Source organism: Tardiphaga sp. (genome assembly GCF_028290785.1).
Lineage (GTDB): Bacteria > Pseudomonadota > Alphaproteobacteria > Rhizobiales > Xanthobacteraceae > Tardiphaga.
The window spans coordinates 1-3,084 of record NZ_JAQGJD010000092.1 but is presented as its reverse complement, the minus strand read 5'-3'; the positions used below and the strand labels follow the sequence as shown (position 1 = coordinate 3,084).

Sequence of the window (3,084 nt, the reverse complement as noted above, 5' to 3'; positions counted from 1 at the left end):
CGGTGGTCGGCCCCTCGGTCAACGAAGTCAGCCGCATCGCCTCGATGTGCAGTTCGGTGGACCGTCCGCTGCTGACGTCATCGGCGTTCCGCAACGGACTAGATGCAGCCGGGCGAAACTATCTCGTGTCCACCGGCCGCTTCGTGCTGCGCGGCATCAGCCATGCGCAGGACCTCTACACCCTCGATCCCGACATCGCCGCCGACGAAGCCGTGCGCGGCAAATACGAGCGCTATCTGGCAGGCTGAGGCTCGCTTTGGACAGGCACGGCGGTTTGTCGCCGCGGCGACTTTGCCGGGGCGCGGATGAAGTTCTGCATAGCCAACAGGCATCGGAAGTAGCCCTAAATTAACATCGATCGAATATGCCTCGATCAGCGGAAGCAGCCGCGAGCGATTCCTCATCTGCACAATACTTTCAGGGACACATGACGCGTATCGGATTTCATTTCCGTGTTGGCAGTCTGCTGACCGGAGCGTTCGTCGGCCTGACGGCTGTTCTGGTGGTTCTGCTTGGTCTGCAGCTCGCCAAGGATTGGCGCGACATGGCGGCGGCCGGTCGGCTCGTCACTCTCGCCGAGGCTGATCGAACCCTGTTCAACAGCATGCAGGTTTTGCGTAACTCGCGCGGCGAAGCGCAGACCGCATTGCTCAATCTCGACGAGCCGCTCGGAAAACTGACGGAGCTGCGCGAACGCGGGGCGGCAAAATTGAAGGAAGCGGTAGCAGTCCTGCCGCGCATTGGCGGCGTGGCGCTCGATGGACTGGTCGTCGATATCGGCAATCGCTGGAGCGATTCCGTTCAGAAATGGCAGGCGCTCGACGCGGCCGCCGCCAAACCAAGGGCCAGCCGGAGCGTCGCGGATACCGACGCCTGGTACAAGTCCATGAGCGGGGTGCTCGAGAAGCTGAACGATGCCTCGCTCAACGTCGCCGCCGAGGCGCGGATCGCCGATCCCTACGTCGCGGAGCTGGTCGGTGTACGCCAGACCGCCTGGAGCCTCCGGGAGGCGGCGGGCGCCGAATGCTCGACTCTGCGCCCTGCGGTTGCTGCCAATGAAGGCCTGTCATCGACGCATCTGGCCGCGATGGGCAGGATGCGCGGCGCCGGGGAGGCCGGCTGGAGTTCCTTGAAAGGCGTGCTGGTGCGCCCGGGCATGTCGCCACAACTCGCGGACGTCGTCGCTACGGCGGAGCGCGAATACACTACCTCCGTCACGAAACGGGATGACGTCTATCGCACGCTGGGCAAGGGATCCCAACCGATCGCGCCGGCGCAGTGGACGTCGCTGTGCAACGCCCCGTTCGAATCGATTTTGGCAATTGCGTTGAAAGCGCTCGACCTGATGCAGCAGCGCGCCGAGGCGCAGCACGCCGCCGCTCAACTCGGCCTGATCGTGACGATCGCGGCGACAATGCTCGCGCTGTCAGGCGCGGCACTGATCCTGCGGCTGATCCGCCGGCGAGTCATTCAGCCGGTCCGAGCCCTGAGTGAAGCGATCGGACACCTGTCGCGCCACGAATACGACGCTGCCGTGCCACAGGTCGGTCAGGACGATGAATTTTCGGCGATGGCCGAGACGCTTGAAGACTTGCGGCAGGGCACGATCAAGTCCCAACTGGCCAATGCAGAACGCCAGGCCGCGCAGGCTGCGGATGTCGAACGGGCGACGCGTCTGGGAGCGCTGTGTCGCGAATTCGAGGCGTCGGTGGGCCGAACCCTCGATACCGTAGCCCAGGCCAATCGGCAGATGGTCGTCGCCGCCGACGCCATGACTGAAACGGCAACCGACGCGACACGTCAGACCGACGAAATTGCGCGCGCGGTGCGGCAGGCCGCCGAGGGCATCAATTCGGTGGCCGGTGCTTCCGAGGAAATGCGCGCTTCGCTCGCAGAAGTTTCCATGAAAGTGGAGCAATCCTCCAGGCTCTCCGCCCATGCGGTGAGCGACGCCGCGGAAACCAATCGAGAGGTCGCCCGGCTCGCCGGCGCTGCCACTGAAATCGGTCAGGTTGTCGGCGTCATCAGCGCCATTGCCGCGCAGACCAACCTTCTGGCGCTGAATGCGACCATTGAAGCGGCGCGGGCGGGCGAGGCTGGAAGGGGTTTCGCCATCGTCGCCGGCGAAGTGAAATCGCTGGCGTCGCAGACGGCGACGGCGACCAATCAGATCACGCTGCAAGTCTCCGCCATTCAGGGCGCCACCGACTCAGCCGTGCTGGCGATGGATGCGATCGGTGCGCGGATTCGCGAGGTTGACGGATTGACCGGTGCGATCACCCAGGCCGTTCAGGGACAGGTCAGCGCCATGAATCAGGTGTCGCGCGATTCTCAGGAAGTCGCCCTGTTGACCGACCGCGTATCGAGCCAGTTGGGCGATGTGCGTACCGCCGCGGCCGGTACGGTGACCGCCGCCGGCCAGGTACGCCAGACGACCGACGAACTGGGACGCCAATCCGGCCTGTTATCGCTCGAGATCGAGCGCTTCATCGCGGGGATTGGCTGACTTGGTGCGCAGCAGGCATAACGCCAGCAGCGCCGACAGGCTGAGCGCGGACGATACGATCAGCACGCGGCTGCCAATGACGTCGATCAGCAGCCCGAACGCCAGCGGCGCGGCGGCCTGCGCCATGCGCGCGGGCGCGCCGAGCAGGCCGAGGCGGTAGCCGTAGTTCTGCGGGCCGAAGATCGCCAGCGGCAGGGTGCCGCGGGCGATGGTGAGGATGCCGTTGCCGGTGCCGTGGAACACCGCGAACACGCCGGCCGCGCCGCCGCCGGCGAGCGCCAGGATGCCGGCGCCGATCGGATGCGTCAGGCAGGCCAGCCGCGTCGATAGCAGCGGGTGAAAACGGCTGAGGAAGCTGGCCTCGACGATGCGGGCGAACACCTGCGCCGGGCCAATCAGCGCGCCCGCGGTGATCGCCTGCACGCTGGTGGCGCCGGCGGCCTCCATGATGCGCGGCAGATGCGCCGCCATCGCGCCGGTGACGCTCCATGCCGCCGCAAAGGCGAAGGCCAGCAGCACCATGGTGCGGTCGATCGGCAGGTTGGGTTTCACCGCGGCGACGGCGGCGGCCTTCGCGC

At 66.2% G+C, this 3,084-nt stretch carries 1 protein-coding gene and 2 pseudogenes; 2 read left to right on the top strand and 1 reads right to left on the bottom strand.

Features of this window, described 5'->3' with window-relative positions:
* Both JWR89_RS05105 and JWR89_RS05100 read left to right on the top strand, forming a co-directional pair.
* A pseudogene (locus JWR89_RS05105) lies at window positions 1-248 on the top strand (adenylate/guanylate cyclase domain-containing protein); the annotation flags it as partial.
* A 179-nt stretch (window positions 249-427) separates the two neighbouring features.
* Window positions 428-2,506, top strand: coding sequence for a methyl-accepting chemotaxis protein (locus JWR89_RS05100; protein ID WP_299712549.1), 2,079 nt, complete (start codon window positions 428-430; stop codon window positions 2,504-2,506).
* Here JWR89_RS05100 and JWR89_RS05095 read toward each other — a convergent pair.
* Window positions 2,465-3,084 (bottom strand): annotated as a pseudogene (locus JWR89_RS05095) (MFS transporter); the annotation flags it as partial. The gene JWR89_RS05100 and the pseudogene JWR89_RS05095 sit on opposite strands and share 42 nt — an antisense overlap.